The organism is Rhodococcus sp. BS-15, assembly GCF_000813105.1.
Lineage (GTDB): Bacteria > Actinomycetota > Actinomycetes > Mycobacteriales > Mycobacteriaceae > Rhodococcoides.
Genome location: NZ_BAOX01000009.1, coordinates 23014 through 45460, shown reverse-complemented (window position 1 = coordinate 45460; position 22447 = coordinate 23014). Strand labels below are relative to the sequence as shown.

General features: G+C 63.6%; 25 protein-coding genes and 1 pseudogene. 18 read left to right on the top strand and 8 right to left on the bottom strand.

Features of this window, described 5'->3' with window-relative positions:
• From RHBS_RS02570 to RHBS_RS02555, 5 genes are all read left to right on the top strand, one after another.
• Window positions 1-522, top strand: a 522-nt coding sequence (locus tag RHBS_RS02570) for a BBE domain-containing protein (protein ID WP_187298333.1), incomplete at its 5' end; no start/stop codon positions are given.
• A 280-nt stretch (window positions 523-802) separates the two neighbouring features.
• Window positions 803-1330, top strand: a complete 528-nt coding sequence (locus RHBS_RS32050) for a hypothetical protein (RefSeq protein WP_374700518.1) — start codon at window positions 803-805, stop codon at window positions 1328-1330.
• Window positions 1213-2292: an alpha/beta fold hydrolase gene (locus tag RHBS_RS02560; RefSeq protein ID WP_374700517.1), complete on the top strand. Its 1080-nt coding sequence runs from the start codon at window positions 1213-1215 to the stop codon at window positions 2290-2292. The genes RHBS_RS32050 and RHBS_RS02560 overlap by 118 nt, the downstream gene beginning before the upstream one ends.
• Entirely contained in the window at window positions 2247-2531 is a 285-nt protein-coding gene (locus RHBS_RS30070; RefSeq protein ID WP_237668945.1) for an alpha/beta hydrolase, read from the top strand. The genes RHBS_RS02560 and RHBS_RS30070 overlap by 46 nt, the downstream gene beginning before the upstream one ends.
• A gap of 112 nt (window positions 2532-2643) precedes the next feature.
• Complete coding sequence (locus RHBS_RS02555; protein ID WP_128644743.1) at window positions 2644-3354, top strand: MerR family transcriptional regulator; 711 nt, start codon at window positions 2644-2646, stop codon at window positions 3352-3354.
• Between the two features lie 199 nt (window positions 3355-3553).
• Here the strand turns inward: RHBS_RS02555 and RHBS_RS02550 are convergent, their stop codons facing one another.
• The gene (locus RHBS_RS02550) at window positions 3554-3955 is read right to left on the bottom strand and encodes a VOC family protein (protein WP_187298332.1); all 402 of its coding nucleotides are present in this window, start codon (window positions 3953-3955) and stop codon (window positions 3554-3556) included.
• Complete coding sequence (locus tag RHBS_RS02545) at window positions 3952-4797, bottom strand: AraC family transcriptional regulator (RefSeq protein WP_128644741.1); 846 nt, start codon at window positions 4795-4797, stop codon at window positions 3952-3954. The genes RHBS_RS02550 and RHBS_RS02545 overlap by 4 nt, the downstream gene beginning before the upstream one ends.
• A 208-nt stretch (window positions 4798-5005) precedes the next feature.
• Between RHBS_RS02545 and RHBS_RS02540 the strand changes: the two genes are divergently transcribed.
• Window positions 5006-6169: an epoxide hydrolase family protein gene (locus tag RHBS_RS02540; protein WP_121872603.1), complete on the top strand. Its 1164-nt coding sequence runs from the start codon at window positions 5006-5008 to the stop codon at window positions 6167-6169.
• 57 nt (window positions 6170-6226) lie between these two features.
• Here the strand turns inward: RHBS_RS02540 and RHBS_RS02535 are convergent, their stop codons facing one another.
• Both RHBS_RS02535 and RHBS_RS02530 read right to left on the bottom strand, forming a co-directional pair.
• On the bottom strand, window positions 6227-7540 hold the full coding sequence (locus RHBS_RS02535; RefSeq protein WP_128644740.1) for a lipase family protein: 1314 nt from the start codon (window positions 7538-7540) through the stop codon (window positions 6227-6229).
• Window positions 7537-8100, bottom strand: a complete 564-nt coding sequence (locus tag RHBS_RS02530) for a TetR/AcrR family transcriptional regulator (RefSeq protein WP_237668944.1) — start codon at window positions 8098-8100, stop codon at window positions 7537-7539. Before RHBS_RS02530 ends, RHBS_RS02535 begins: the two co-directional genes overlap by 4 nt.
• 79 nt (window positions 8101-8179) lie before the next feature.
• Here RHBS_RS02530 and RHBS_RS02525 point away from each other — a divergent pair.
• The 9 genes and pseudogenes from RHBS_RS02525 (at window position 8180) to RHBS_RS02490 (ending at window position 16995) form a co-directional block, all read left to right on the top strand.
• Window positions 8180-8976: pseudogene (locus RHBS_RS02525) on the top strand (SDR family NAD(P)-dependent oxidoreductase).
• A 166-nt stretch (window positions 8977-9142) separates the two neighbouring features.
• Window positions 9143-9967, top strand: coding sequence for an alpha/beta hydrolase (locus RHBS_RS02520; RefSeq protein ID WP_237668948.1), 825 nt, complete (start codon window positions 9143-9145; stop codon window positions 9965-9967).
• 42 nt (window positions 9968-10009) lie between these two features.
• On the top strand, window positions 10010-10555 hold the full coding sequence (locus tag RHBS_RS32045; protein WP_374700516.1) for a hypothetical protein: 546 nt from the start codon (window positions 10010-10012) through the stop codon (window positions 10553-10555).
• The gene (locus RHBS_RS02515) at window positions 10548-11705 is read left to right on the top strand and encodes a diguanylate cyclase (protein WP_128644739.1); all 1158 of its coding nucleotides are present in this window, start codon (window positions 10548-10550) and stop codon (window positions 11703-11705) included. Before RHBS_RS32045 ends, RHBS_RS02515 begins: the two co-directional genes overlap by 8 nt.
• Before the next feature lie 226 nt (window positions 11706-11931).
• The gene (locus tag RHBS_RS02510; RefSeq protein WP_121870591.1) at window positions 11932-12333 is read left to right on the top strand and encodes a DUF427 domain-containing protein; all 402 of its coding nucleotides are present in this window, start codon (window positions 11932-11934) and stop codon (window positions 12331-12333) included.
• A gap of 182 nt (window positions 12334-12515) precedes the next feature.
• Complete coding sequence (locus RHBS_RS29620) at window positions 12516-13916, top strand: hypothetical protein (RefSeq protein ID WP_220709109.1); 1401 nt, start codon at window positions 12516-12518, stop codon at window positions 13914-13916.
• 54 nt (window positions 13917-13970) lie between these two features.
• Entirely contained in the window at window positions 13971-15479 is a 1509-nt protein-coding gene (locus RHBS_RS02500) for an acetyl-CoA acetyltransferase (protein WP_128644738.1), read from the top strand.
• Window positions 15480-15519: 40 nt separating this feature from the next.
• Window positions 15520-16119 carry a TetR/AcrR family transcriptional regulator gene (locus RHBS_RS02495; protein ID WP_121870590.1) on the top strand — a complete coding sequence of 200 codons (600 nt, stop codon included), beginning with the start codon at window positions 15520-15522 and terminating at the stop codon, window positions 16117-16119.
• 84 nt (window positions 16120-16203) lie between these two features.
• Window positions 16204-16995, top strand: coding sequence for an enoyl-CoA hydratase-related protein (locus RHBS_RS02490; protein ID WP_128644737.1), 792 nt, complete (start codon window positions 16204-16206; stop codon window positions 16993-16995).
• A gap of 139 nt (window positions 16996-17134) precedes the next feature.
• Here the strand turns inward: RHBS_RS02490 and RHBS_RS02485 are convergent, their stop codons facing one another.
• Window positions 17135-17968: an alpha/beta hydrolase gene (locus RHBS_RS02485; RefSeq protein ID WP_128644736.1), complete on the bottom strand. Its 834-nt coding sequence runs from the start codon at window positions 17966-17968 to the stop codon at window positions 17135-17137.
• Window position 17969: 1 nt separating this feature from the next.
• On the bottom strand, window positions 17970-18497 hold the full coding sequence (locus RHBS_RS02480; RefSeq protein WP_128644735.1) for a phenolic acid decarboxylase: 528 nt from the start codon (window positions 18495-18497) through the stop codon (window positions 17970-17972).
• A 65-nt stretch (window positions 18498-18562) separates the two neighbouring features.
• Here RHBS_RS02480 and RHBS_RS02475 point away from each other — a divergent pair, with 65 nt between their 5' ends.
• Complete coding sequence (locus RHBS_RS02475) at window positions 18563-19060, top strand: MarR family winged helix-turn-helix transcriptional regulator (RefSeq protein WP_128644734.1); 498 nt, start codon at window positions 18563-18565, stop codon at window positions 19058-19060.
• Window positions 19061-19099: 39 nt separating this feature from the next.
• Here the strand turns inward: RHBS_RS02475 and RHBS_RS02470 are convergent, their stop codons facing one another.
• On the bottom strand, window positions 19100-19675 hold the full coding sequence (locus RHBS_RS02470; RefSeq protein WP_128644733.1) for a GNAT family N-acetyltransferase: 576 nt from the start codon (window positions 19673-19675) through the stop codon (window positions 19100-19102).
• A gap of 109 nt (window positions 19676-19784) precedes the next feature.
• Here RHBS_RS02470 and RHBS_RS02465 point away from each other — a divergent pair, with 109 nt between their 5' ends.
• The gene (locus RHBS_RS02465; protein WP_121870586.1) at window positions 19785-20273 is read left to right on the top strand and encodes a nucleoside deaminase; all 489 of its coding nucleotides are present in this window, start codon (window positions 19785-19787) and stop codon (window positions 20271-20273) included.
• A 429-nt stretch (window positions 20274-20702) separates the two neighbouring features.
• On the top strand, window positions 20703-21683 hold the full coding sequence (locus tag RHBS_RS02460) for an alpha/beta hydrolase (RefSeq protein ID WP_128644732.1): 981 nt from the start codon (window positions 20703-20705) through the stop codon (window positions 21681-21683).
• 11 nt (window positions 21684-21694) lie between these two features.
• Here the strand turns inward: RHBS_RS02460 and RHBS_RS02455 are convergent, their stop codons facing one another.
• Window positions 21695-22447: a ferredoxin reductase gene (locus RHBS_RS02455; protein WP_121870583.1), complete on the bottom strand. Its 753-nt coding sequence runs from the start codon at window positions 22445-22447 to the stop codon at window positions 21695-21697.

Below are 22447 nucleotides of genomic sequence, written 5' to 3'. Positions count from 1 at the left end.
TGCCGGCTCGCCGGGCTCGGCACCCCTGCCACCCGCTTCGACGTCACGACACCGTCGGGGGCGCTGCATGCTCTCGACGGGCAATTCCCCAACGGACTGCACTACGTCATCCGCACAGCTAATGTGGCGGCGATCACCCCGGCCGTGGCCGCCGCGCTGACCACTGCGGCGCATTCGTCCTCCACGGGAGCCATCTCGCTACATCGCCTGCATGGAGTCGCCACCCGGGTGGCCGCGCACGACACGCCGTTCGCACTCCGCGACAAGCACTACATGGTCGAGATCATCGGTATCGCCGAGTCCGCCGAAGGGCTCCAGGCGCAGAGAAGCTGGGCCGACTCCGTCCTGGATGATCTGCAACCACACATCCTCCCGGCCGGCTATGTCAATCTGTTGGCGCCCGAAGAGACCGCACGGGCCGCGGCGGCCTACGACGGCAATTTGGAACGTCTCCTCGCGGTGAAGCGACGGCTCGACCCAAACGGCCTCTTCCAGGCCACGCCGTTCCCCCTGCACCGATAGCGGCACCGGGCCCGGCGGTCGTGTGCACTTCGGTCGTCACCTTGTTGCCGGCCATTTCGAGCACGCGTCCGAGCGCTGTTGTGGCGGAGTCATGACATTTGTCTCGGCCGATCGGTGACGGTGTAACTGCAATCGGTGTTCGTGTGCACTGTTTTCCGGCGTTCGTCGCGACGACTCTGACAGTTGTGACAAACCGAGGTGACCAAGGAACGAGCGAGGAGGACGTGATGACGACGTCGCTAGATCGAGACGCCAAAGACTTCACCGATCTCGCGGCTCGATGCCGTCGAAGCACCCTTGCTGGTTGCCCCGGGGGGCCAACGACGCACGCGTCACCCGGGCCGAATCCGACAACGTCGTCGACACACTCCGGTCGCGAGGCGTCGACGTCGACTACCTCGTCTTCGACGACGAAGGATACGGATTCGTCAACCCCGAGAACAACATCACCTTCGCTACCACTGGCTTCTCGACGGCGCGGGCAACTGACATCACCTACGGAAGGAAAGCCTTGAGCTTCAGAGTGTTTCGCCCAGCGATCATCGCGCTCGCGATGGCGGGCGTGCTCGTGACCGGATGCACCCAGTCCTCGACGCAGTCGAGTGACCAGCCTCAGCTCGAACCCCCGCTGCAGTGGAACGCCTGTCCCGAGGGCGTGGAGAACCCGGACGACGGACCGCCCCGATTGCAGTGCGCCACAGTGCCGGTACCGCTCGACTACGAAAATCCGGACGGCACCCGGATCGACATCACGATCTCGCGATTGCCATCCGGGAACCTGATGCACGACGGGGAGTGCTTCTATTAAACCCGGGTGGTCCGGGAGGAACCGGTCTGGACCAACCGAAGTTCCTCGAGTCGCTGGGAATGCCCAAGAGCGTCCTCGACACCTACGACCTGATCGGAATGGACACCCGCGGCGTCGGACACTCCTCGCCGATCAGTTGTGGTTTCACCGAGGATCTCGAGTACTACGGCGCCGTCCCTCCCTATGCAGTCGACGAGGCGGCGTTCGCTGAGCAGATGGCGACGTCGAAAGAGGTGGCCGAACGCTGTGCCGCCAACGATGAGGACGGGACTCTGCGCCACGTGAATACCGCGAACATGGCACGCGATCTGGACCGTATTCGGTTGGCGCTCGGCGAAGAACAGGCAAGCTTCCTCGGGTACTCGTACGGGACCGCACTCGGTGCCGCCTACGCCTCGATGTTTCCCGACACGACCGATCGAATCGTGTTGGACAGCAACATAGGTGACACCCACCTCGATCGGGACGGTCTGCGCAGGTACGCGCAAGGAATGGAGGAGACGTTCCCCGACTTCGCCGAATGGGCCGCAAACGAGCATGATCGGTACGGCTTGGGCGAAACGGCTGAAGACGTCCGCGAAACCTACTTCAGGATTGCCGACGAACTCGACAAGGCTCCGGTGGACGGAATCAACGGCCGCCTGTTCCGATTGTCGACCTTCGCAACGCTGTACAACCCGTTGTCGTACGAGGCTGCGGCGGAGAGCTGGAAGTACTTCACGGATCGAGCCGGCGGAGTGCCCTCGGAGGACTCTGTGGTCGCCGATCAGGCACCTGCAATGGACAACAACTGGTCAGTGTTCTTGGCCGTCACCTGCAACGACATCGAATGGCCGAATGACGTTGCACCATACCGGCAGGCGGTCGAAGACGACCGCACGACGTACCCGTCTTCGGTGCAGCCGCCGCGAACATCATGCCGTGTGCATTCTGGAAAACTACACCGTCCGAACCCGCGGTGAGCATCGACGACGAAGGCTCGGCCGACATCCTCATCGCGCAGCACCAGCGGGACCCGGTTACCCCACTGGCCGGAGGGCAGCTGCTCGACGACAAGTTCGGTGATCGCTCCACCCTGCTAACCGTCGACGGAAGCGGTCACGGTGTCTTCGTCCTCGGCAAGAACGCATGCGCCCAGGATGTCGTGGCCGGATATCTGGTCGACGGTGTGATGCCGAGCGACGACCTCACCTGTCGGTAGTCCTCGAACAGCCTGCAGCGGAACCGGATCGGTCGCGGTCTTGACTTTGCCCCAGGGGCACGGTTCACACTTTTCATGGAACGACGACGCGGCGGACCGTACGGGAGACAGCATGGGATGGAGCACTCGGGAGCTCGCCGAACTGGCAGGCGCGACGGTGAAGTCGGTGCGGCACTACCACGATATCGGCATTCTCGAACAACCTGAGAGAGCCTCGAACGGGTACAAGCAATACGGCGTCGTGCACCTTCTTCGGGTACTACAGATCAAGCGTCTGACCGCCCTGGGTTTTTCGCTCTCGCAGGTCGCGGCCATGGGCGACGAGGTCGACCACCCCGAGCATTCACTGCGCGCTCTGGACGCCGAACTGGCGGCCACCATCGAGCGACTGCAGCGTGCACGGATGGAGTTGGGATTGATTCTGCGGCACTCTGCGCGACCCGATCTACCGCCGGAGCTCGACTTGGCGGGCCACGATGGTGAGTTATCCGATGCGGATCGTTCTTTCGCGACCTACATGAGCAGGGTGCTGAGCCCGCCGGAACTCGATTCCTACGCCGACCTTCTTCGATCGCCCGCAACCCGAGCCACCGTGGACTTCGACGAGTTACCCAGCGACGCAGACGAATCGACCAGAGCCGACCTCGCCCGCCGCATGATCCCGGAGGTCGAGGCACTGGCCGTCGAACATCCTGGTGCGTTCGAGCACCCGAACGCTCAGGACACCCGCACCAGGGAAGACGTGAAAGCGGTGATGTCCGAGTTGTACAACCCGGCCCAGCTCGACGTGTTGCGTCGGATCGGCCTCGGCCGGGCGCAATAGTCGAACCAGTTGGCAATCGATTGGAGTTCGACGCAAATATCCACATCACGACGAAGGCGTGCGGTGACCGAGGTAGCGATGGCGTCGCAGACGCTCCTGACCCTCGGCGCATGTAGCTCCAGTGGGACGAACTCGGATGAACAACAAGCGTCGACAGAGCTGCACCCGCCAATGAACGTCGACGTTCACGGAGTCTCGACTATTCGCCTCGGTATGTCCCTAGGCTCCAGTACACGCCCTCGGGGTCGCGGCAGACGAAACCGCTCCCGCCATAGTCTTCGGTCCGCAACTCACGCGGCACGACGGTGTCCGCCGCGCGAACTCGGTCGTAGATCCGGGAAAGTTCGTCGTCGGTGTTGATCACGAGGTAGATGGACCCGACACCTGCGGGCACCGATATGGGGCCGTCGTCTCGGACAGTGCCGAGCATCACTCCACCTCCGCCCGGCCGATTGAGCTGCGCGTGATCCACTCGGTCGCCCTCGCCATAGACTGCGGTCTCCTCGAAACCGAGCATGTCGACGAGCCATACAATGGCAGCGCGTGCATCGTTGTAGCGGAGGGTGGGCCAGATCAAAGGATTCGTCGTCATGGGGTTCATTGTTCGGTCGGCACCGTCGACGTGTCTTGTACGAATGCGAACTCCTCGTTCGCTCGCCATACCGTTGGAGCGGACCCCGCGAACTCACGCCACTCGCGGGCCATGTGCGCCTGATCGTAGTACCCGCACTGCACGGAGATGTCGGCCATCGACTGCGGTAGGGCACTTCTGAGCAATCGATACGATCGATCGAACCGCGCCACTCGGGCTGCATCTTTCGGTGCGATTCCGAACTCCGCCCTGAACTTGGTGATCAGGTGGCGACGGCTCCAGCCGATCTCGTCGGCCACGGCTTGGATGCGAGGGCAGTCCGATTCGGTGAGGAGTTGCCACGCCGACGTCAGGTGTCGGTCCGGTTCCAAGTTGCGTTCAATCGTTTTCGTGTGGACCAGCCGCGTCAACACCTCGTTCAGAACGGCGAATCTCGCGGTCCATGCCTCCTCGGATGCCATGCGCTGCTCGAGCTCTGGCGCGGCGGTACCGAGTAGATCGGTCAGCGAGACGACGATGTTTCCGATCTCGGAGGCGGGCACTCCCAGCAGAACGCGCGCACCCACGGGTGTCAGGGCGAGCTGGACGCCATGTTGGCATCCGTCGTGAAAAATCGAGATCGGCTCGGTTCCGAGTCCGCTGGCCAGTGACCCGAAACGCGACGGTAGCTCACCCATCCACGCCAACTCGATCGGGTCGTCGAAGGGAATGATCACAGTGATGGTCGGCGAAGGCACGCCCACGTGGATCCCGGCGTCGTACCCGCTGATGCGGTAACCGACATAGGACGTGACGAAGCGTCGTAGGGGCGGCGACGGTTGCACCTCAACGTAGGTCGACTTTCCGCCCATGCCAACAGGTTACGCCCATCGCGGGAGCTCCTCTCGTTGCGTCGTGGAAGGTCGTTGAAAACAACTGTGCCTGCCGGCAGGTGAACGGGATGCGAACACCACGCAGGCGCGATGGCGCTCGACAACAGTTCGCAAAGCTGACTACTCGGGTGCCGGGTGCCAGTGATTCCGGACCGTTGCTGTCCGCGATGCGTTGCACGATCAGTTCATGACAATCACCGCGCCTCCCGTCCCATTCGTAGTCGATGTCCCGCAGTCCGAGCTCGACGACCTGACCCGTCGTGTTCGCGACGCACGTCTGCCCGAACCCATCGGTGCCGACGACTGGACTTCCGGAGTCCCGATCTCCGTCCTGCGGTCTATGGCGACCACTTGGATCGACGATTTCAGTTGGCGGGAGGTGGAGAAGCAGCTCGCGTCGTTCCCTCAATACCTGGTGGAGATCGACGGGCAGCGCATCCACTATCTGCACGTGCGGTCGTCGCGCGCCGACTCGACTCCCGTGCTGCTGTGTCACGGGTGGCCGGGGTCGTACCTCGAGTTCCTCGACATCGTTCCACTGCTCACCGAGCCGGACGACGCCGACGACCAGGCCTTCGACGTGATCGTGCCATCGGTCCCCGGATTCGCCTTCTCCACACCGCTGGTCGACGACGGGTGGAGTACCGATCGGGTCGCGCAGGCGTTCGTCGAGCTGATGAGCATTCTCGGATACGGCTCCTACGTGGTGCAGGGCGGTGATTACGGTGCCGGACTAGCGCCGGCGATGGGCCGTCTCGATCCGGAGCACTGCACGGCCATTCATGTCAACGGGTCCATCGGTGCACCCTTTCAGGAACCCGACGAGGCGGAGCAGAAGCGTTGCACCGAAACCGAATTGGACCGCTACCGTCGGGTGGGCGAGTTCATGGAATCGGAGTTCGGGTACATCTCCATCCAGTCGACGCGTCCGCAATTGATCGGCACTGCCCTGACCGACAGTCCGATCGGTCAACTGTCATGGATGCTGGACAAATTTCGCGCCTGGACCTACCCGTTCGACGAGGAACCGGATGGCACCCTCGGCCGCAATCGGATACTCGCCCACGTCACCCTGTACTGGCTGACGCGGAGCGCCGGGAGTGCCGCCTACACGGTGTACGCGGCCGAGGGAGGGGCTTGGGCCGGTCCGCAGGCAAAGCCGTCGCAACCGGTCGGTGCCATCATGTTCGCGCACGACATCGGAATCAGGCATCTTGCGGAACGCGAGTTCGACATCGTGCACTGGACCGAGGTGCCGGATCACGGTGGTCACTTTGCGGCGATGGAGGAGCCGGCGCGTCTTGCCGCGGATCTGCGCTTGTTTCTGTCCGCGCTACCGTCGGGTCGCTGATTAGTGTCTCGGACCGACTCGTGTTGGGCGTTTTTCGGATCTCGATGTGGTTGTGTGTCAACCGATTCGGCCGGCGAACGCGCGTCCAGTGGACACAGCGAGTCCGAGCAATCCGCGCAACCCCGGCAACGATCCCGCCAGTGACCACACGGTGTTCGTCGACGATTCGTCGGTCGGCTTGCCCGCGAAGCGATCCGAGAGCCAGTCCAGAGTGACGGGGGCCGCGATCGGGTGCAGCGACAGGTGTTCGCTGAGGCGATCACGGATGTACGTGACATTCGCTCCTGCAGCACGATACCGGCGCACTTGCCCGTCGACGTCGTCCACGTCGATCATCGGATCATGCACCGCCTGCACTACGAGAAGCGGAAACTTGGGTGCCGACTTCCCGGGCTGAATATCCTGAAAAACCTGCACCATCTCGGGTGTCGCCAAGAGATCTGCCATCGGGATATCGAGGTGCCGCTCCAGATCGTGCATCACCATGGACGCGACGGCGTGCACTGTCGTCTTGCGGTGCAGGGATGAGAGGGCCTCGAGCCCCGAAGCGGCGACGTGTTCGCGAACGAGGCGGTCGAGTTCGGGGTAGGTGCGGCGTAAGCCTCCACCACCATTGCGGGCAGCGCCGCGAAGATCGTGCCGTTGAGGCGGGAGAATGCAGACCCGGGATCGCCGACGGGTGATCCGAGTGCAGCGCCGACGATATCGAGTTCGGGGGGCGTAGTCGGCCGCAACCTCGGCGGCCCATGACGTCGCCAATCCGCCGCCCGAGTACCCCCACAGTGCGACAGGGGTGGTGTCGGCGAGGTCGAGCGGCTCGAAAGACAGTGCCGCGCGGACTCCGTCGAGTGTGCAGTAGCCGGGCTCGATGGGTGCTCCCCACTGCCCGTTCATGCCCTCGTGATCGGGAAGGGACAGAACCCATCCGCGGCGCAGTGCGTACAGGATGATCATGAACTCGAACTGCGGTACGGAGCCTACGGCTCGAGCGCCCGCCCGCAGGACATAGGACGGGAAGCATCGATCCGACACGGCGTCGATCGCGCACTGGTAGGACAGCAGAGCGCGTTGCGGTCGCGCTCGGCCCCCGACCGGAAGAACCACCGTCGTGACCGCGACACGCGCTGCCCCGTCGAGGCTGGTGGTCCGGTACAGAAGTTGCCACGCCGACACCTTCTGTCGAATGACACCGAACAACGCGAGGGTCACCTCGCGGGACCGCAACACGGTCCCCGGCTTCGCGCGCTCGAAACCGGCAGGGGCCCGATAGAACGGGTCCACGCTGGGAATCGCGATGATCGATTCCGAGTCGGCATGGTCGGCCGAGGCTCGCGGACGACCGGTCGACGCGGTATCGGGTTCGGTACTCATAGTGGATTGCTTCCTGGTGCGGGTGTGATGGTGTCGACGAGTTGGTCGATGACAGCTCGGGAGACTTCAGCTGATGCCGCGTGAGTCAGCAATCCCTCGACGACGAACGTACCGATGCGGAGCATGGCGTCGGCCGCCTCCCCGGACAGGCCTGCAGCTTCGATATCGGCGGCGAACAGCGATTCCGCGAAGGCATGAAACCCGTTGTGCCATTGATCGATGGCCTCGGACTCGGTCACCCGATCGTGCACGGTGGAGACCAACGGACCAACTCTTCGCAGTCGCTCCACCAGCCAGAACAGCCGGTCGGCCAGTGGTAGATCGACGATTTCGAAGAAGTCCTTGGCATCCTCGGCGGCGATGGCCGTCAGAACAGCGACCAGGATGTCGTCCTTGTCGCCGAAGTACCAGTACAGCGTATTCGCGGTGACGCCTGCTGCTTTCGCAAGACGGCTGATCGAGGTGCGATCGAAGCCGTCGGACACGAACATCTCGCGGGCGGCGATCACGATGTCCTCTCGCTTGCTCTCCCGGTCGTGGAGTCCGCGATTCCTGGGCATACGACCGACTATATCTTGAATGGTCTTCAAGAGCCTGCTACCGTCCCTTGGATACCGTTCAAGAGTGGAGGCCAGTTCGATGTCGAAGACCGGAAGAACCGCGCTGATCACCGGCGCGTCAGCGGGCATAGGCGCGGCTTTTGCCCGACACCTCGCGGCCGAGGGGCACAACCTCGTTCTCGTCGCGCGACGCGAGGACCGACTCATCGCGCTGGCCGACGAGCTGTCGTCCCAGCACGATGTGCGATGCGACGTCGTACCCGCGGATCTCGCCGATCGTTCCGCGCCCCGGGCCATCCTCGAGAAAACGAAATCCCTCGGCGTCGACGTCGATATCCTCGTCAACAACGCGGGCATGTCGGGGAACTCCACGTTCGCAGATGCGCCGTTCGACGCGCTCGCTGCGGAGATACAGGTGATGATCACTGCCGTCACCGAACTCACTCATCTCACGGTGCCCGGCATGAAAGAACGCGGATACGGCCGGGTCGTGAATCTGTCGTGCTGGCTGCGTTGCTTCCACCTGGTGCAAGTCTGCTGTACACCGGAATCAAGTCTTATGTGCTCGACATGTCGCAAGCACTCGACATGGAATTGCGGCCGCACGGCATCCACGTCACTGCGCTCTGCCCTGGTTTCACCCACAGTGAGTTCCACGACGTCATGGGAACCCGGGATGCAGCGACCTCCAAGCTGCCCTCTGTTCTGTGGCAGACCCCCGAGGACGTCGTCCGCGAAGGTTGGCGGGCCGTGAACAACGGCACGCCGGTGTGCGTCCCCGGGATGGTCAACAAGGTGACTGCTGCTGCCGCGAAGCCGATTCCGACTCGCATCGGGTACTACCTCGGCAAAACGCTCAACCCTTTCAAGCTGTGAGATCCGATCACCACCCTGCTGCAGAACAGAGAGACAAACGCATGTCCGCCGAAGAACACACCGGCTTCACCCGTACCGAAACCTCGTTCGTGTCGGACGGAGTTCGTTGCGCGGCAACGGTCTTTCGTCCCGCTGTAACCGCCGCCAGGCACGGCCGGCAATCGTGATGGCACACGGATTCGGCTCACCCAGGGCGATGCGCCTGTACGCGTACGCCGAGCGTTTCGTCGAGGCCGGCTACGTGGTCTGCGTCTTCGACTATCGGTACTTCGGCGACAGTGAGGGCGAACCGCGCCAACTGTTGGACGTGGGTTCGCAGCTTGCGGATTGGCGAAACGCAGTCGACTTCGCTCGCTCGCTCGACGGCGTCGACGAGAACCGAATCGTCGGATGGGGCACGTCCTTCGCCGGCGGCCACGTACTCACGTTGGCGGGCACCGGCGTTCGCTTTGCAGCGGTCATCGCGCAGGTGCCCCACATCGACGGCATCGCCGCTGTTCGCGCGACCGGGTTCAGGCAGGCGTTGCGGCTGGCACCGGCCGCCATCACCGACAGCATCCGCGCCGCCCTCGGGCGATCGCCGCACTACGTCGACAGTGTCGGGCTACCTGGCACCCGCGCTGTGATGGTCTCACCGGACGCGATGAAAGGGCGTGACCGCTTGGTCCTCGAGTCGGGTCTGACCGACGGCGACTACCCCGAGACCGTGGCGGCGCGGATACTGCTGAAAATCTGGCGGTACTCCCCGGGCCGCACGATGTCCGAGATCGACTGCCCAACGCTGGTGCAGATCGCGTCCGAGGATTCCGTCACCCCGGCGTCCGTCGCGGAACGCGCCGCGGCGAAAGTTCGCAAAGCCACGGTACGCACCTATTCAGGCGGTCATTTCGATCCGTACGTCGAACCCCTGTTCTCCTCGGTGATCGGTGATCAACTCGCATTCCTCGCCGACAACGTGCCTTTGAAATTGCGGACGGTTTCCTCCATCTGATCGTGCGGTTCGCTGCACCCGTCGTTCTCGGATTGGATCACCATGCCCGACGGCACGAACAACTCTGAACTTTGGCTGTTGCGAACATATTTCGGTGATGACGACGATTCCGCGTGGACCAGCCTGACGGAGCAGGCCCGCCACACGCGATCTTCGGTGTCAGGTGCCGCGCTGGTCGTTTCCTCGGACCGAACGCAGTGTCAGCAACGCATTCGTCGGGTCCTCACGCGACTTGCCACGCGTGCTGAGGCGAACGACGGCTTGTACGTTGTCATTGCAGACAAGCAGACGTTCGTGCGCCACGATCGAATGCTGCTCACCATCGATTGTTCTGCAGTGACACGAAACGCCGAACGCCTTCCCACAATCCGTATGGCCCCGCCCAGTGCCTTTCGGTTGGGGATCGATGGCCGATCACCGAATACCGGGCGCTCGAGCGAGCCGGTTCGCCGACCGACAACGGAAGTCGAACCTGCACAGATCGATTCCGAGCGAACGGTCGCCGAACTCACGGCAAGCGTCGGCGACGCGATCCGAGCCAGTCTGCGGTGGCGAACGGAGATGACGCGAGACGGTTCCTGTGGGTAGACACCGGGAATCGCCGGGAAGGACGACGGCAACCGACATTCCGGCGGACGCTCGGACGTACCAGGAATCTCCCGACCCGCTGCTGCGAATAGGCGTCGTCGTTCAAACATTGCTGTTCGGGCTCGTCGGCATCGGCACCACCTTCACGCAGGACGGCCCCACCGACGGTCTCGGCACCGTGCTCACCTACGCCGTGTGCATCAGCACGATTCCCGTTGCATGGATCATGAGCAAAGCCGACTACCGGATGGACTTGTGGTCACGCCGGGCACCGGTCAACAACTGGTTCGTCGTGTACTGCGAACTCGGTGTCACCGTCGTGACCGCAACGTATTCCGACCCGTTGGCGGCGCTTCACGGCGCGATGCTGCTGGCGCTGGTCGGTGCGTACGCTGCCCACTTCGCCCGACCGAAAGTGATCTGGTTTCACGTCGTGTGGAGTACCGTCTTCGTGCTCGGGCTCGGAGCCCGGGCGTTGGCAAGTGCCTCGACCGACACCGTATCGATCGTCCTGCGAATGTTGGTGGCCGTCATCGTGATCAACGGCGCTGTCACACTGCTGTCGGCGTACTCACGGGCGGTGTTGAAGTCCTCTCGGGTACACCTGTCCGATGCGATGACGGATCCGTTGACCGGAGTGCTGAACCGGAGGGGCCTCGAAGCCAGAGCACTCGACGTCGGCGACGGCGCTGTCCACCCCGCGATTCTGCTGATCGACATCGACCATTTCAAAGCGGTCAACGACCACCATGGCCATTCAGCCGGTGATGTGGCATTGAGACTGACCGCGATGCGTCTGACCATGTCTGCCGGCCGGCACGCAGTCGTCGCAAGACTGGGCGGCGACGAATTCGTCGTCCTCGTTCCGGATCCGACGCCGACCCTCGGCGAGTTCGCAGACAGGTTGCGTCGTGCCGTACACAACGTCGACGACGACATCGCGATCACGGTCAGCATCGGCGGTTCGTTGCCGCACATGGACCGCAGCACTTCCCGGGAGATATTCGACGGGACACTGGCCGCCGCCGACGCTGCTCTCTTCACTGCAAAACGCAACGGCCGCAACCGTATCGCTCTGGATCGTCCACACATCGCGGCGAGTTCGGATCGAGAGTCCGAGACCGATCGCGGTGGAGGCGCTGGTCGTTGACGTGACTGGAAGAGTGGAGGGCTCGCTTCTGGGTTGCAATGCCGAGGTTGACCGGGCTCCACTGCTTCCGTACAGCAGTGTGGGTGCTGAGATCGGACGGTGCAGGGAACCATCGGTCGGCGCGTTGCCAAGTGCAGAAAGAAGGAGCCTGCCGCAGGGATGAAAATGTCCAGGGTTGCGGTTGAATCATCCGTCAGCACGACCCGAAAAGTGAAAGGCATGCACCGTGTCCGAACGCGTCGTCCTCGAACCCAACGCCGAGCACCCGATCACCGTCGAGCCCACCGAAGGGCGCGTGACCGTCCACATCAACGGGCAGCAGGTGGCGGACAGTAGCAACGCCCTGACCCTGATCGAATCGAGCTACCCTGCAGTCCAGTACATCCCGATGAGTGACGTCGATACACGTTTGCTTCGGAAGAGCGCCACGACCAGCTACTGTCCGTTCAAGGGCGATGCCGAGTATTTCAGCGTCGCCGCCGAGTCCGAAACTGTCGCCGACGTCGTCTGGACCTACAACGCGCCCTTCCCTGCGGTGGCGATGATCGGACGTCACGTGGCCTTCTACACCGACAGAGCCGACGTCGTGATCAGCGACGTCGACGCGGAACCCGGTAGCCTCCCCTGACAATTCGGTAACTGTTGTCCCCGTGCGATCTCGTGGATGCCAACGCCACTGTGGCGGCGACGAAGGGGAGGATTTTCAGCCAACCGCCTTGTTGAATTCGATGGGCAAGAGACCGTGCGGTCGGGTACTTTTCCATCATGGCTCCGACGTGGGAACAGATCCGAGGCGCAAACTACGGCACTATGGGACGCACCGTAGGAGGGACCGTCCACCATTCCGACGGATCCAGGCAAACGGTGATGCACATACCGGACGAGACGTGGCGACACGAAAATGCCGCCGGCGAGCCCACATTCATCGAAAATGCCACCGACAGATGGTCCCGTGATGCCGACGGGACGATGATTCACTCCGTCAAGTCTCCCCACACCATGTATGCAGTCATGGGGGTCGGCCTCCCGTCCCAACTGCTGCGCGCATACGACACATTCCCGCCCAAGTCCTCGCACGGGTTCGACCAACAGCGGTTCGTCGATCCTGGTGCGCCCAGAGAAGTGACGGTCCGCGGTCGCGCTGGATGGGAAGTCACCGCGCACGACCAACATGCGAACGACCAGGTTGTCTACGTGTTCGATGCCGAACTCGGTGTCGCACTTCGGTGGCAGAGAGGCGAAGACTGGATCGAACTCGAGCACCCCACCCTCGACGAGCCATTCGATCCGAATCTGTTCGAGTGGACAGGTCCCTCACGCCCAGCCGAAGACGAGATGGAGAAGCTCCGCCGCGAGCACGAAGAACGGCAACGAGCGCTGGATGGTATGCCCAAGGCGGTCCCGGCATGGCTGCCGTTGCAGACGTATGTTCAAGTGCAGGCGGGCAATCCGCGTACCGGAGAGCTGAGTCTGTCGATCGGCGGAAATGCGCCTCAGTTCACCCTGCGCCGCTGGGTCACTGCTATCGGCGAGCCGACCCTCGAGTGGCCGAACGACTCGACGCCTGAGCGCTACCGGCAGTCCACCGGTGATTGGACCTACGAGATACGTAGTTATCAGGACATGGACGAGGGCGACTGCATTCGAATCATCGAGTCGATCATTCCCGTCGACCCGCCCGAGCGTGAGGCAGCGGTCATCGTCTCCGAGCTCGCCGCGGAGGAGCGCGACCGTCGTGAAGCAGAGGTGCTTGCCACCCTCGGAACCGGGCGGGTCCTTGCTGATCATCTCGAACACCAGTCACTACTGATTCGGACAGATTTCAGCGACGACGATGCTTGGCGCGCAGTCGCTGTCGCCGCTATGGCCCCGATACCGCAGGGTGGCGACGTCGAATTCGCCGCGTATCTCACCTGCATCGACAACTCGGAGAACGACGGCATGACCGTCGAGGGATTGCTCGAAGCCATCGGCGAGCCACCGCCCTACTATGCATTTCTCGTCGACGCCGAAACCGTGACCAATCCTGAAATGCCGATTGTCGCCGTCTACACCGGCCCCGACTATTCAGAGCGACCCCGCGGCAGGGCTTTCCGTGTCATCCCATCGGAGATGTGGTCGGTGGAGAACAATCTGTCCATCGCGAACATGGACTTCGAGTCATTCGCAGACAGCGCTGACCACGATGGAATCTTTCGGGGATTCTCGTAGCCTGATCGTGCCTCACGATATTGCGGACAATCCCTGTCTGTATATGCTGTGAGCATGTCCATCAGTGCGCAACGAGTCCCGGTCATCGTGGGTGTGGGTGACCTGAAGTTCACAGGTGCCGGGCCTGCACAGAGCGCCATCGAACCTCTCGAGCTCGTTCTGCGTGCTGTGGACGCAGCGATCGATGACGCTGGGGCACACGGCCTGAAGCACAAGCTCGACGCTGTGCACGCTGTTCGCACCACGAGCTGGAATTACGACGACCTTCCATCCCTGCTAGCCGAGCGGCTGGGCGTCACCCTCACTTCCCGGTCGACCAGCACCATCGGCGGGCACCACCCTGCGCGTCTCCTCGACCAGGTAGGCCGAGATATTGCCGAAGGGCTCACTACTGCAGCACTCGTGGTGGGCGGTGAGGCGCAGGCCTCGGTCCGCGCCCTGATGAAGGCGGGTGTGGACCCCCGTGAGTCGGGTTGGACCACCGCACCGGGAGGCCCTCCGTCGTTCTCGCCCGAGGACCTCGGCAGCGCCGAAATGCAGCGAGCAGGGATCCTGGCACCGGTACAGATCTACCCGCTCTTCGGGAACGCCCGTGCCCACAGCCGTGGACTGACCCCCGAACAGGCACTGCGCGAATCGGCCGACATGTACTCCCGCTTCTCGGCAATCGCAGCTGAACATCCTGTTGCCTGGAGTCCGGTCTTTCGCACGCCGGAGGACATCGGCACTGTCACGTCGTCGAACCGGCCTGTGTCCGATTGCTATCCATTGTCGATGAACGCCATGCCGTTCGTCGATCAAGCAGCTGCGGTCCTGATCTGTTCGTTGGCGACTGCTCGCGAAGCCGGTGTGGCAGAGGATCGGATGGTGTACCTGTGGGGTGGTGCGGGTGCCGTCGACAATCCGGATGTGTTGGCGCGCTCGGTGTTCGACGACGCTCCGGCTCTCCGCGCGGCCGTGCAACGCGCTTTGTCGAGGGCCGATGTCACCAGCGCGAACCTTGCATTCGTCGACGCGTACAGCTGCTTCCCGATCGTGCCGGAGCTATTGGCCGACGAGCTGGGCCTGGCAGAGGGCGCGACTCCCACTGTCCTGGGCGGACATTCGTTCTTCGGCGGACCGTTGAGCAGCTATTCGCTCCACGCTGTAGCGGAGTCGACGCGGCTGCTGCGAAAGAACTCAGGAGTCGCGTTGGTTCATGCGAACGGCGGCTACCTGACGTATCAGCATGTGGTGCTGCTGTCCACGACAGCTCATCGCGACGGATACATCGGCGACCCGGAGCCGGTGGATTCCTCGGGCACGCCGGTACATGCCGCGCATGGCTACTCGGGAAAGGCGACGATCGAGACCGCCACGGTCACGTACGACCGCTGCGGCCTGCCGGAGCAAGCGTTCGTCGTTGCAGCAACGGACGACGGGGCGCGGGTGGCGGGCCGAGCCGGACGCGTATTCGCAGCGACGCTTCACGACCTCGTGTCTGGGCGGAACGAGTCGGCCGTCGGACACCGGATCGACCTGGTGGACAACGAGGGGAACCTTGCCGTCGACCGCTGCATGTAATCGTCGTCGTCGGTCGGCAGACGGGTGAGAGGATGCAGTCATGTCTCAGGAGTCTCCGCGCGGACCGGGACGTCCCCGTGACGCGGACATGGAGGACCGCGTGTATGCCGCTGTGCTCGAGGTGTATTGGGAAACCAGTTGGCGAGGCTTCACCTTCGACGCAGTCGCGCGGCGGGCCAAGGTCGGCAGGGCCGCACTCTATCGCCGCTGGGCCGACAAGGAAGAGCTCTTGGTTCAAGCGCTCGAAGCACGGTCGCCGCTGTCCACGCCGATCGACACGGGATCGGTCCGCGGGGACCTCGTCGAACTTGCGGAGCAATTGGCCGTCGGCTACGGAGAGCTCTCCGGCTTGGTCTCATTGCGGGTGACTCTCGACGCGAGGGTGAATCCGGACCTGTTGTCGCATCTCACCGAGACTCTCAATCAGAGCCGCTTGGTCACTACCCGACGCATCGTCCGCCGCGCGATTGCGCGAGGAGAGCTACCGGAGGGCACGTCGACGACGTTGCTGCTCGAACTCGTGACGGGTGCGGTATTGGCACGTGCGCTGTTCTCGCAAGCGCACGCAGGCGCGAGAAGTCGCGCCGCCGTGAGCCACTCGAAACTGATCGTCGACACTGTCCTGCGAGCGTTGAGCTAGCCGATAAACGACCGAACCATTGCAGACAGAGATTGTCTGAATTAGTGTTGTCAGGTCTCACGGCCCGAAGAAATGAGGATCGACGTGTCCGAAGTGGTACTCACCGAAGTGCGGGGACACACCCTCGTCGTCACCATCGATCGCCCGGAGGCGGCCAACAGCATCAACGCCGATGTGCATCGCGGTTTGGGCGCGGCGTGGGAGCGTGCGCAGAAGACCGACGACATCCGCGTCGTGGTGTTGACGGGTGCAGGCGACAAAGTCTTCTGTGCCGGAGCCGATCTGAAAGCCCTGGGAACGGCCGGACCCGCCGGAGTGACTCCACCGGACACCGCGCACTGGGGCTTCGCCGGAATCGTCAAGCACCATATCACGAAGCCGGTGATCTGCGCGGTGAACGGTAGTGCACTCGGTGGTGGGACCGAACTTGCATTGGCCGGCGATCTCGTTGTCGCTGCGGATACTTCGAGCTTCGGACTGCCCGAGGTCAAACGCGGTCTCATCGCCGGTGCGGGCGGAGTATTCAGATTGACCACGGCCCTGCCGCGTGCCGTCGCGCTGGAGCTACTGCTGACGGGGGCCGCCATGAGCGCCCAGGACGCGCTCCGGTGGGGATTGGTCAACCGGATCGTTCCGCAGGCCGATGTGCTGAGCACTGCTCTTGCCCTCGCAGACGTCATCTCCGCGAACGCACCGCTCGCGGTTCAGGCGAGCAAGCGCGTCGCTCGCGGAATCAGTGACGGCGTGATCGAGACGGAAGCCCGCAGCTGGGAGCTCAGTGAACAAGCCCTGGAGTCACTGAGCCGGTCGGCGGACACGATCGAGGGAATCATGGCCTTCATGCAGAAGCGCGATCCGATCTGGACCGGCAAGTAGGCACCGCCCACGTATTCAATTTGCGGCGCAGCGACTTTCGACGTGAATGCGCGTCTCGGAATCGGAACTCTCCGCCGATCCCTCGAAGTCGAATCGGCCGTCGATATCGACGGATTAGGCAGCGGTGCAGAGGATTCCGCTAGAAGTCGCCGTTCGGTGCAAGGGAACCAGACGACCCCTGTGTTCGATCGGTCTTCGGTAGCCCCATCAACGACAGCAGACGCGTGAGGAGTTCATCCCGCCAGGCACGCGATGACCAGGAGTGGTCGGCACCGGAGATTGCGGTGAATGTCGCGTGCGGCAGCAACTCTGCGTAACGGCGTCCGTATTCGAGCGGCACGATCTGGTCTGCGGTGCCGTGGACGACGTCGACGGGGCCGCCGTAACCGGCCGCCGCCGCGTACACATCGAGGCCATTGCGGATGTCGTCGAAAAATGCCGGTCCAAGCCACATGCCACCGAAGTCGAAGCCGCCGTTGTGCGCGACGGAATCGAGAGGCCGGCCCTGGATCTCGTTCTTCACGGAGATGTCGTCGACGACAACGCCTGCAGGTGACCACAGGGTGAGGCTTGCGACATGGTCGGGGAGGAGCGCGGCCGCCATGGCCGCTTCCACCGCGCCGAGGCTGTGAGCGACGACGTGAACCGGAGCGGAGTGGTCTGCAGCGAACGCCCGGATCATGGTCGACACCTGTTCGACCTCGTCGCGCAGGGTGATGGCCTCGAACTCGCCGTCGCTGACGCCCTGCCCGAGCCGGTCGTACGCGCGGACGACCGCTCCAGCCTCGACCAGGCGTCGGGCGATCTGCACGAAGAGACGCTGTGGTCCTACGCTGGATTCGCTGAAGCCGTGCACGATGAGAACGGGCGGTGCTGCTCCGTCGGCGTCGACGGGCCGGTACTCGTTACCACGGATCAGCTGACCACCGTGGGAGAGCGTGACCGGGGACATGTCGGGGCTCTGGATGTTCATCTCAGTTGCTCCGGTCGGCGAAGCCTGTCGGCAAGTCTGCGGGTGCGGTGTCGATCACGGTCTCGTCTTCGATGCCGACGAACTCGAACAGGGTGATGTGCGCGAACTCCGGCACGACGTAGATCGGATAGGTAGGGCCCTGATCGCGGAACCGGCGCATCTTGTCGAGGTGGTCGTTCTGGAACAGGACGGTTTTGGACCCGTCGAGTTCCACCCAGTGAGGGAAGAAGATGGTGCCGTGCAGAACGCGGTCCTCGGGGACGACGTTGACGACGACGCTCGTGCCGGTGGGCTCGTTCCACGAGATCTTGTAGACGCCGCGCCCGAGTCCGACGAGGTCGACTTCTTGTCCCTTGACCCACCGGCCCCCGACCATCCCGGAGTGGATTCGGTAGTCGATGGTGGTGGCGTTCTTGACGTACATCTCGTACTGCCACCCGTTGGCATAGGTGTAGATGAATCGATGGCCGATGATCGAGTCCAGGGCCTGCTCGGGGGCGGGGTCCGCAATGCTGGTGTGAATGCTCATGAATCCATGATCACTCATAAATGCGTTTGTTGCAAACCTAAATTTACCCTGAGTAGTCTGGCCCGGTGGACGATTCCGACAGCACACCCGGCCTCGCCGATATCGCCCGCCGCCTCAGCGAGGAGATCGGCCCCTTCCGGCGCGTGCTGCTCAACACCTCCCGCTCACGCGCGGGGCTCAAAGCCCTGCCCGACGCGCAGATCGAAATCCTGCGGCGGCTCTTTCCGGACAAGTGGGAGGGCCCTACAGTGCTCGGGCGTCAGCTGGGTTTGGCCCGTCCCACGATCAGCAACCTCGTCCGAACCATGGAATCGGACGGTCTCGTCGCTCGCCGACCCGACGACTCGGATGCTCGAAGCATGCGCGTCGGCCTCACTGATCTTGCACGAGAGCAACTTCGCGTCTACGACATCGCGGCGGAAGGGCTTCTCGTGGAAGTACTCGGCGACCTGACGCAAGCTCAGCAACGCACCCTGCGTGACGCCGTTCCGTTGCTCGGGCAGATCCGCGCTGAACTGGAAGCCGGCGAGGCCCCCTCTTCTCGACAGCCCCGACAGAGCTGAAGCGTCGCACACGTCCACTCCGGTCGATGCTGTTCTTCTTCAGTGGCGCAGGTCTTTTCGCATGATCACCCGTGGGATGCCGCCCGACACCGACGTCGTCTCGGCAGCGAACTCGAAGCGAGCCGACTCGAACAGTCCGCGTGTGCCGACATAGGCCATCGTCAGATCGACCTTCGCGCCCTTGTTGTCCACCGGGTATCCCTCGATCGCCGGGGCACCGTGATCGGCCGCAAACCGAACGGCACCGTCCAACAACTCGTGCGCAATCCCGCGTCTGCGATGTCCGGCTTTGACGCGGAAGCACCAGGCTGTCCAGACCGGCAGATCGTCGACGTGCGGAATCTTGTTCGACCGCGCGAACGGCAACTCCGAGCGTGGTGCAACCGCAGCCCAGCCGACCACCTCGTCCCCGTCGTAGGCCAGCACGCCCGGCGCAACTCTTCGACGGGTCAGTTTCTCCACGTATTCGGCGCGCTGAGGGCCGACGAGCGCTTTGTTCGTGGCGGAATCGACACGGTGGCTCAGACACCAACAGACCGACGACGTCGGGTTCTTCGGGCCGAGAATCGTCCGCAGATCTGCGAACGACGAGGCAGGCCGTATCGAGAAGCTCACCCGCCGACCATACCGAGCATCTGTGCCGCACCACTGGTCCAGCAGGCGGTGAGTTTCGAGGCGGTACGGTCGAGGGCGTGAAAACTTCGATCGTCGGCACCGGTGCGATGTGAGTATCTCCTCGAGCGACCGTGCATTCCTGGCCCGCGCTGTGGATTTGGCGGCGGAGGCGGCGCGCACGGGCAACGATCCGTTCGGCTCGGTGCTGGTCTCGGACAGCGGCGAGCTGTTGGCCGAGGACAGGAACAGGGTCGGCGACCTGAACGATCCCACCCAGCACCCCGAGATCGCGCTGTCTCGGTGGGCTGCGACCAACCTGGACCCCGGTGCACGGCGGTCATCGACGGTCTACACCTCCGGTGAGCACTGCGTGATGTGCTCTGCGAGCCACGGAATAGTCGGACTCGGCCGCATCGTCTACGCCACGTCGACGGCTCAATTGCTCACGTGGCTCGAAGAATTCGGTGCTGCACCACTGGCGATCACGCCGTCGCCCATCGAACAGATCGTGCCGGGCATCGTGGTGGACGGTCCGGTGGCCGAGTTCAGCGATGCCGTTCGTGAACTGCACAGGCAACGACACGCGTCTGCTCGGTAGCGCACTCGAGAACGAAGAGGGGAAGACCGTGCCGGACGGCATCGAGGTCGGAGCAGGGCGCCGTACGAGAGCGATGACGACCGCGCTCGCGATGACCGGCGGCGTCTGCGTGGTTCTCGCATGGCTCGAGTTCCTCCTCATTGGTCAGCAACTCGCGGTGGGATTGTGGGTCATCGCCGCGGCAGTCGTGGCAATCGCTCTCGTGCGCGCCTCCTCTGCTGGAAAGCGCGTAGCCGTAGGAACGTCGCTCGGGTCCGTCACCGTCGTCGCTCAGGCCGCATGGCTGGTGACAGGCATCCACGCTCTGTGGGTCACGACCTTGACCGCGACGATTGCGCTCGGCTTCTTTCTGCTCGCGACGGCGTGGGCAGGCCGTTCGGAAGCCTCCACTCGTAGGGCGGCCACCGCCATCCCGGCCGCTTCGCCGCAGTGGTTGCACTGGTGGTCTCCGCCGTGGTGGTCAGCACTGCGGCCAGTCCGGCACCGCTGGTTCGATCGCTGCATGCACTGGGGCAGAGCAATTCCTTCGAGCCCGACGCGCAGTCAGCGACGACGATGGTCGACGGTGCCCGCCTCACCAACGACATCGAATACGGCTCGACGCTTCCGAATTCGTTCCTCGACATCTACATCGCCGACGACGATCCATCGGTCGGCCGGCCCACGTACATCACGGTTCACGGTGGTGGCTGGATCGTCGGGGACAAAACGGATGGTGCTCCCAGCACAGATTCCGGCGGTGCGTCGTGGGCCGGCCCCATGCTCGACGCCGGCTACAACGTGGTGTCGGTGAATTACGCGTTTGCGCCCAGCTACCGATTCCCCACGCAGACAATCCAACTGGGCCAGGCCATGCAGTTCCTGGAAACGAACGCCGACCGCTACGGACTCGACATGAGTCGCGTCGTGCTCGCCGGAACCAGTGCAGGTGGCCACATCGTGGGCAACTATGCCACCGTGCAGACCAACTCCGATTACGCGCGAGCGCTGGGTATCGAACCCACCATGGACCGAAATGCGCTGAAGGCGATCGTGTTCGAGAGTGCTGCCCTCGATGTCGGCAGAGCGGGCGCGCCGCAATCACCGAGCCCGTCCAACGGTTTCTTCTTCGACGTCGCCGCCCGAAACTACCTCGATACCACCGACGCAGCACTGGTGGCGCAGGCGAACGTCATCGACAATGTCACCGCCGACTTTCCACCGAGTTTCATCTCCGACGGCAACACCGGTACCTTCCCCGATCAGGCAGCCGAACTGAGCGCCGAGCTGGACAGAGTGGGCGTCGCCAATCGCCTGAACCTGTACAGCAAGAACGAGGCGAGACTCGACCATTCGTTCATGTCGGTGGATTCACAGTGGACCGACGAATACAGCCGCCTCAAGATCGAGTTCCTCCGCGACATCGTCTGATTCATTGCGTCTCAGCTCGGTCCGAAACGCTCCGTTCGGATGTTCGCTGCCGAGTGACCCCTGTCCACCAACATGTCGGCCACCGTGTCGACGAAGCTCGTGGGACCGCAGATGTAGCATCGCGGCTCGAACTCGGCCGGCCATCCGTGGGCGTCCAGGTCCTCGACCGTGATGCGGCCGAGGGGCCGAGCGTTGCCGGCAGGTGCACGCCGCGTGTGGATCATGGTGACGTCCACGCCGGCCGGAGGGCGAGCCCACTCGTCCGCGAAGTAGACCTCCGCGGGTTCGCGCACGGAGTACAGCACCCGAAAGGGCACTCGGCCGCCCGTCGCGGACGCCTGAGCCCGAACCATTGCGCGTAGCGGGACGATGCCGGAACCGCCGCCCACCAACAGAATCGGTGGAGACGGGGTCTCGGAGGGCTGGGACGGCCGCCAGACGAACCATCGACCCACCGGCCCGCGGATTTCGATGCGATCGCCGACCTCTACGGCCTCGACCAGGTACGGCGACACCTCGCCGTCTGCGACGTTCTGCACCGTGATCTCGATGCGCGACGTGTCGTCGGGTGCCGACGCCAAGGAGTAGCTTCGCTGTGCGCTGTAGCCGTCCTCGGCGGTGAGCTTGACGTCCACGTGCTGCCCGGCGAGGTGGCCGGGCCAACCGTCGACGTCGAGAACGAGGGTGGATGCGGTGGGTGTCTCACGCCGCACGGTCTGCACCGTGGCAACGAGCCAGGGTTTCGCCCCGGCCGCCGATGTCAC

Coding starts and splice junctions, on each gene's coding strand:
- RHBS_RS02540 (WP_121872603.1), top strand. CDS start 5,006: ATGACAATCACCGCGCCTCCCGTCCCATTCGTAGTCGATGTCCCGCAG.
- RHBS_RS02530 (WP_237668944.1), bottom strand. CDS start 8,100: ATGCCCAGGAATCGCGGACTCCACGACCGGGAGAGCAAGCGAGAGGAC.
- RHBS_RS32045 (WP_374700516.1), top strand. CDS start 10,010: ATGCCCGACGGCACGAACAACTCTGAACTTTGGCTGTTGCGAACATAT.
- RHBS_RS02495 (WP_121870590.1), top strand. CDS start 15,520: ATGTCTCAGGAGTCTCCGCGCGGACCGGGACGTCCCCGTGACGCGGAC.
- RHBS_RS02555 (WP_128644743.1), top strand. CDS start 2,644: ATGGGATGGAGCACTCGGGAGCTCGCCGAACTGGCAGGCGCGACGGTG.
- RHBS_RS02545 (WP_128644741.1), bottom strand. CDS start 4,797: ATGGGCGGAAAGTCGACCTACGTTGAGGTGCAACCGTCGCCGCCCCTA.
- RHBS_RS02535 (WP_128644740.1), bottom strand. CDS start 7,540: ATGAGTACCGAACCCGATACCGCGTCGACCGGTCGTCCGCGAGCCTCG.
- RHBS_RS02480 (WP_128644735.1), bottom strand. CDS start 18,497: ATGAGCATTCACACCAGCATTGCGGACCCCGCCCCCGAGCAGGCCCTG.
- RHBS_RS02485 (WP_128644736.1), bottom strand. CDS start 17,968: ATGAACATCCAGAGCCCCGACATGTCCCCGGTCACGCTCTCCCACGGT.
- RHBS_RS32050 (WP_374700518.1), top strand. CDS start 803: ATGCCGTCGAAGCACCCTTGCTGGTTGCCCCGGGGGGCCAACGACGCA.
- RHBS_RS30070 (WP_237668945.1), top strand. CDS start 2,247: ATGCCGTGTGCATTCTGGAAAACTACACCGTCCGAACCCGCGGTGAGC.
- RHBS_RS02500 (WP_128644738.1), top strand. CDS start 13,971: ATGTCCATCAGTGCGCAACGAGTCCCGGTCATCGTGGGTGTGGGTGAC.
- RHBS_RS29620 (WP_220709109.1), top strand. CDS start 12,516: ATGGGACGCACCGTAGGAGGGACCGTCCACCATTCCGACGGATCCAGG.
- RHBS_RS02550 (WP_187298332.1), bottom strand. CDS start 3,955: ATGAACCCCATGACGACGAATCCTTTGATCTGGCCCACCCTCCGCTAC.
- RHBS_RS02520 (WP_237668948.1), top strand. CDS start 9,143: ATGGCACACGGATTCGGCTCACCCAGGGCGATGCGCCTGTACGCGTAC.